Source organism: Spiroplasma sp. hy2 (genome assembly GCF_044714365.1).
GTDB lineage: Bacteria > Bacillota_I > Bacilli_A > Mycoplasmatales > Mycoplasmataceae > Spiroplasma > Spiroplasma phoeniceum.
In genome coordinates this window covers 1-6,360 of record NZ_RXFZ02000043.1, presented here as the reverse complement: position 1 = coordinate 6,360, position 6,360 = coordinate 1, and the positions used below count along the sequence as shown (strand labels likewise).

Annotated in this window: 7 protein-coding genes; 6 read left to right on the top strand and 1 reads right to left on the bottom strand. The window is 27.8% G+C overall.

What is annotated here, in order from left to right:
* The first annotated feature begins 178 nt into the window (after positions 1-178).
* From EHV01_RS02345 to EHV01_RS02335, 3 genes are all read left to right on the top strand, one after another.
* Positions 179-781: a hypothetical protein gene (locus EHV01_RS02345; protein ID WP_422066037.1), complete on the top strand. Its 603-nt coding sequence runs from the start codon at positions 179-181 to the stop codon at positions 779-781.
* A gap of 66 nt (positions 782-847) precedes the next feature.
* The gene (locus EHV01_RS02340) at positions 848-1,786 is read left to right on the top strand and encodes a pseudouridine synthase (protein ID WP_422066036.1); all 939 of its coding nucleotides are present in this window, start codon (positions 848-850) and stop codon (positions 1,784-1,786) included.
* A gap of 25 nt (positions 1,787-1,811) precedes the next feature.
* On the top strand, positions 1,812-3,677 hold the full coding sequence (locus tag EHV01_RS02335; protein WP_422066035.1) for a transporter: 1,866 nt from the start codon (positions 1,812-1,814) through the stop codon (positions 3,675-3,677).
* Between the two features lie 19 nt (positions 3,678-3,696).
* Here the strand turns inward: EHV01_RS02335 and EHV01_RS02330 are convergent, their stop codons facing one another.
* Positions 3,697-4,683 carry an NAD(P)/FAD-dependent oxidoreductase gene (locus tag EHV01_RS02330; RefSeq protein WP_422066034.1) on the bottom strand — a complete coding sequence of 329 codons (987 nt, stop codon included), beginning with the start codon at positions 4,681-4,683 and terminating at the stop codon, positions 3,697-3,699.
* A 113-nt stretch (positions 4,684-4,796) separates the two neighbouring features.
* Here EHV01_RS02330 and tsaE point away from each other — a divergent pair, with 113 nt between their 5' ends.
* From tsaE to EHV01_RS02315, 3 genes are read left to right on the top strand one after another with little or no spacing between them, the layout of a single operon-like run.
* Positions 4,797-5,258 (top strand): tRNA (adenosine(37)-N6)-threonylcarbamoyltransferase complex ATPase subunit type 1 TsaE, encoded by a 462-nt coding sequence (gene tsaE / locus EHV01_RS02325; protein WP_422066033.1) that lies wholly within the window; start codon positions 4,797-4,799, stop codon positions 5,256-5,258.
* A 1-nt stretch (position 5,259) separates the two neighbouring features.
* Entirely contained in the window at positions 5,260-5,832 is a 573-nt protein-coding gene (gene tsaB, locus EHV01_RS02320; RefSeq protein ID WP_422066032.1) for a tRNA (adenosine(37)-N6)-threonylcarbamoyltransferase complex dimerization subunit type 1 TsaB, read from the top strand.
* The gene (locus tag EHV01_RS02315) at positions 5,833-6,258 is read left to right on the top strand and encodes a GNAT family N-acetyltransferase (protein WP_422066031.1); all 426 of its coding nucleotides are present in this window, start codon (positions 5,833-5,835) and stop codon (positions 6,256-6,258) included. It begins immediately after the preceding gene.
* Positions 6,259-6,360: the final 102 nt, after the last annotated feature.

Here is a 6,360-nt window from a genome sequence, read left to right as displayed (position 1 = left end):
AAAAWTTGAATTTTTTATAAATTTTGTTATCATTTAATTATAAGCGAAACTTAATTTGTTTCTAATTACTTAATTTTATTAAAAACCTAAGAATAATGAATACTACCACTTTTTAACAACCTTAATTACTTTAATATATGGCATTTTATTAGTCTTAGTGTCATATTTCTTCTGATACGTGTTGAACCGTCAAACAGAAGTTTTAGTTCCACATAAATGATGAAAAGCAACTAACTTTAGTTTCTTTATTACTGTTTTACTAATTCAAAATGGTTATACTTTAATTAAAGCAATGTTTGCAACAAAATTTGGTGTTGATTTAGACTTGATTGTTTCAATTATTATTCCAATTGGGACAATTACTGTTATTATTGCAGTCTTTATCAAAAATATGTTGTCAACAAAAGTTACTGGTGTTCGTAATGCTATTAAAACAATTGGAGCAAAAGTGAGTGCTTTTCGAATTTTCTATTATACTGAAAAAGAAAAAGCATTGGAAGACTATGCTTTTGTAACACAATTACCAACATTGGTGAAAAAACCATTATCAAATAATAGCATTACTCGTGAACAAGCTTATGAGTTAATGAAAACAATTGATGAGACAGTCGCTTTCTTCGATAAACATCTTTTGAAAGAAAAAGAAAAAAATTATATGTTATATTATTTATTTAATCAAATTACAGCTGTGGCTGAAATTGCAGAAATTAAAGCAAATATCTTAAAAGTTGAAGAAAAACAGAAAGCAAAAAATGATAAACATTCTAAAATAATAGCTTAGAATGTTTTTTCTTCGGATAATGGTTAACTTTCATTATATAATTAATACTAGGAAAACGGGGGAAGTATGGAACCAAAAACAGTTGTTACTTTAACAGTTAAAGCAAATGATGTTAATCAAACAATTTTTAATTTTATTAAAAAAATGTTTCAAACAACTCCGTTATCAGTTATTTATAAGTTATTTCGTAATAAAAAAATTAAAGTAAATAACAAAGTAATGAAAGAACGAAATTATAAACTTCAATTAGGAGACCAAATTATTATTTTTGATAAAAATTTAGTTGTAACAGAACGAAACCAGACAGCAACTTATAATAATGTTGCACCATTACCATTACAAGTTGTTTATGAAGATGATAACATTCTTGTTGTTGATAAACCACATGGAGTAGAAATGCACTCAAAGTTTCATACTTCATTAGATGCTATGGTGCAACATTATTTAATCCAAAAAGATGAATATCATCCGCAGGATGAACAGTCATTTGTCATTTCCCATGTTCATCGATTAGATAAATTAACACGAGGATTAGTGCTATATGCGAAAAATAAAATTACATTAGATTTGTTATTAGCTAAAATTAACCAAAAAGAATTTATTGAAAAGAAATATTTAGCAAAGTGTGAAGGAATTATTCAAGAAACTGATTTTACCCTTAGTGGTTATTTATATAAAGATGAAGATAAACAAAAAATGGTTTTTACTAAAACAGAGCAACCACATGCTAAAGTAGTTAAAACACATTTTAAAATTCAAGCTCAGATATCAAATGCAACGTGATTGGAAGCAACATTAATAACTGGCCGTAAGCATCAAATTCGGGCTTCATTAAGTTATTTACATCACCCCATTATTAATGATGTTAAATATGGAGCAAAACAAGAAACAAAGAAGTATATGATTGCTTTATATGCAACAACCTTAATCTTTCATCAATTGCCAGACCATTTAAGTTATTTAAATGAAAAGATTATTAAAATTCCAGAAAATATTATAAAATAAAAATATTAGGAACGAGGTGAAGTAATTGTCAACAAGAAGAGGAATTTTTAGTATTTTAATCGGGGCTTTTACTTCGTTAATTGGAACATGTTTTCAATTTACGCTAATGTATTTATTAATTCGTAGTTATGGTTCGCAGTTTAATGGGTTTGTAAAGAATAGCGTTGCAATTGTTGCTTTTTTAGGAACAGTGGAAGGTGGCTTAGGAGCCATTACTGTTATTTTTTTAGTAAAACCATTGTTACAAAAAGATTGAATTAAAGCAAATGAAATGGTTAATACAGCAAAGCATCAATATAAAATATCAGGGTACATTGGTATTATTTTATTAATTGCCATTGCTGTTGGGTATAGTGCTTATATTTATTTATTTGAAAAGAATTTTAGTATTTTACAAAATGATGAAACAATTAGTTATCCATTATGAAAAATGATTTTAATTGTATTTATTATTGGGTCAAAAAACTTAATTGCATTATTTTGAACGGCAGCATATGAAAACTTAATGCAAGCTGATCAAAATAATCATTTACGCCGTTTAATTTTAATTATTTGTGATTTAATCTCATATTCAATTGTTTTCTACTTAATTTCAATTGCAGTGGATCCTGTTTTTGTCTTTTTAATTTTCTTACTTTATTCTGTTATGAAAGGAAGTTTAGTTTATTTATTTATTAAGTTACATTATCCTTGAGTTTGTATTGCTCGCCAACGCGATAACATGCAACTAGTTAAATCAAGTAATATTGTTGTGTTTAAAAATATTGGCGAAACATTGTTAATTAATGGTGATGTTATTATTACGGCGCTATTATTAGGGTTACGAATATCATCAACCTTATCGCTATATATGACAATTACGGTTGGAGTTCGTAGTATTATGATGATTTTAATTAATTCCTTCCGTGAGTTTTTTGCCGCATGAACAGCAAAAAATGGTCGGGTTGATTGACAGAGTTATATGAAATTTGAAACATACGCTTTTATGATAGCTGGGTTCTTGTTTGTTAACCAGTTTATTTTATCACCATATTTTGTGACAACATTGTATGCGCCACAAATTATTGAACAAATTCGAACTAGTGATTCAACATTAAATCCATGAACATCACAGGAACGTGAAATTTTTAAAAGCATCTTTTATCAGCCAACCTTTTCCTTATTAGTTGCTTTAAGCTCTGTTTTTATTGTCTTAGCTGAACCTGCAAATGTTTTGGTATATGCTAAAGCAAATTATAAACAAACCGCAATTCCGACTTTCATTATTGGCTGTCTTAACATTGTCTTTTGTTTTTTTAGTGCTTTACTATGACGTTTTGGCTTTAATAATTTAGCAGCTGCATTATATAGTATTTTAATTATTACTTGCTTAATGAGTTTTTTGCGGTTTTTATATTTGTGATGTTATAATTGAATATTTTTAACTTATAATAGTAACTTTAAAGGTGTTTTTCGAAATTGAATGATTTTGTTAGTTCCAATGATTATTGCTATTTTAGTTAATTATTTATTTTTATCAAAAACACATAATCCTAATCAAATTTATAATATTGATTTACAGCCAGTTTGGGGATGACAAAAATTATTGAATTTCTTCTTTGGTTTAATCTTTGCTTCTTTGTTTGTTATTTTTGCTAATTCAATCTTTTGAGCACCCGGTTCTGTTCGTGGGATCTTCTTACGGTTACCACTTGTTTATAAAATTTGAACTAAACGCCAAGATAAAATGCGAATTCTACGTCGTAAAAAATATGAAGATGATTTTATTACCTTAACGGAACCAGAAATGCCATATCAAAAAATGTGAGAACGAGAAGAAACTTTACGTAAAAATACGAAAAAAATAGAGAAGGATGAACCTAATAAAGAAATTTATAAGTTAACAGGCTAAAAAATAAGTTATTACTAACTTATTTTTTAATATCACTTAAATAACCAGGATGGTATTTTTGACCATGAATAATTTTTGTAATATTATAAAGCGCATTAATAGCTTCACCAAATCCAGTTACCATATTATAATATTTTCCTTCATAATAAGCACTATTTCCAGCCGCAAAGATATGAGGATGACTTGTTTGCCCAGTTTGTGCAATAATAATTTTTCGTATTGGAGTTGTTGTTAAAGTTAATTGTTGCAACATTGTTGGTGCAACTTTTGCTCCATATTGAACAATAAAATAATCAGCTGTAATAGTTAATAGTTTATGTGTTGTTTCATGTTCTAATGTTAAAGCGGTAATTTTATTATCAATTGTCTCAACTGTTTTAACATGATAAGGTTTTAATTCGGTTACCTTATTTTGTTGTAATTTTTGGACATTGTTTTCTTTAGCTCGGTATAATGTTCGACGATGGATAATTGTAACATCTTTACTAATGTTATCTTCAATCAAATGATTTGCCCAATCAACAGCACTATCACCACCACCAAGAATAACAATTTTCTTGTTTGTTAAAAGAGTTGGATTTTTAACAGCGTATCATAAGTTTTCATATTCTTGGTGAGGGTCAAGATGTTCTAGACGAATGGGGCTAAAAACACCATTTCCACTTGTAATTAAAATTGTTTTAACTGTAAATGTTTGATTAGTTGTTAAAGTAATAGTAAAACCATCAGTTGTTGTAAGGATATTACTAATGTTAGTTTTACCAATGTATGTTATTTGCCCCGTATTTTTTTTTGCTTGGTTAATTAAATTCTCAATAAATGTTTTAGTTTTGATTTCGCCAAATCCGGGCATATCATATAATGGTTTTTCTGGATATAATTCTCATGGTTGTCCACCAGGACTATCATTTCCTTCAATTATATAGCCACTTAATCCTAACATGCCAGCACAACTCCAAGCATATAACCCAACCGGCCCAGCCCCAATAATTATAATATCTTTCATTTATTTATAACAACCTTTCTAATTTTCTGCACTTTAATTATTACATATTTTTCTAAAAGTCTAGCACAATAATTAATTCCTAGATATAATTAGTAAAAGAGAGTGGGATATTGATGAAAATAATTGTTAAAAATGAGATAGCAACAAAACTTTTAGCTGAAAAAATTGCTCCGTTTTTACATCCTAATTTATGCTTATTATTAGATGGACCGTTAGCCGCTGGGAAAACAACTTTTACAAAATATTTATTAAAAGCGTTAGGGGTAACTACGCCCGTTACTTCACCAACGTTTTTAATTATGCAACAGTATACGACAAATCAGCAAGTTATTATTAATCATATGGATTGCTATCGATTGTTAGGTTTAGAACAAGAAGAAGAGTGAGAAATGTATTTTGAACATTTTTCTGATAGTATTAATATTATTGAATGACCGGCGGGAATTAGTAACCAGTTAAGTTCAAAGTACGAGGTAATTAAAATTACCATTAAGATAATTAATGAGGACGAACGAATTTTTACGATTAAAACCAACAATAAACATTTACAAAGCGCATTAGGAAAAGAGGGATAAGATGTTAAATCTATTTATTGATACTAGTACTGATTTTTTAATTTTAATTTTAGAAAAAGAACAAAAAATCATTGGTCAAGTTCACCAAAACCATGCTCGTCATCATACTGAAGCAACATTACCAACAATTACCCAGTTATTAGGTCAGCATCAATTAAAATTAAAAGACATTAATAATTTTTATTTAACAGCTGGTCCAGGTAGTTATACTGGTGTTCGGATTCCAATGACAATTGTGAAAACAGTTAAAGTAATTAATCCGGCGATTAATGTTTATACAATTAATACATTACTTTATCAGGCGGGACTAGATAATGTTGTTTCAATGCTTGATGCGCGGAGTGGAAAACGGTATTTTGCGGTAATTAGTAATGGTGTAGAGGTGATTCCAAGGCAAGTTCTTGATTATGAAACTTGTATTGAAATTACAAAGCAATTTCCAGGTTATGAGTTTCGTTATGATTTACAAGAAATTGATTTTGTTCAAAATTATCTTGTTCTAAAAAAGCATTTTATATTAGTTGAAGATATTTTTGCTTTAGAGCCACAGTATTTAAAAAAGGATTGAAGTTAAATGGTTATTTTAAAACCAGTTAATAATAGTGATGCTTTATTATTATTTTTATTAGAACAAGAAAATTATCCACATAATTATTATAAATATCGTAATTTAATTCAAATGATTAATAACAAAAATTATCTTGTTTATAAATTAATTGTCAAAAATAATCTCTATGGTTATTTTATTTTAATGCATAGTGGGGATGATTTTGAATTAATACGTTTAACAGTTAAAAAGCGTCATCACCATCAAGGTTATGGTCAACAAATGTTAAAATATATTCTAACACATTTTTCATATCAACAAATTTTTTTAGAAGTAAATGAACATAATTTGGTTGCTCAACAATTATATTTAAAGCATGGGTTTAAGATTATTCGAACAATTGCTCAATATTATGGTGCAGAAAATGGATACTTAATGGTTTATCATCTTTAATTTTGTCGAAAACTCTTGATATTTATAAAATATACCTAAAATTAGGTATATTTTTAATATATGGAGGTAAATAATTAATGAAAAAAATAATTACAGAATAAR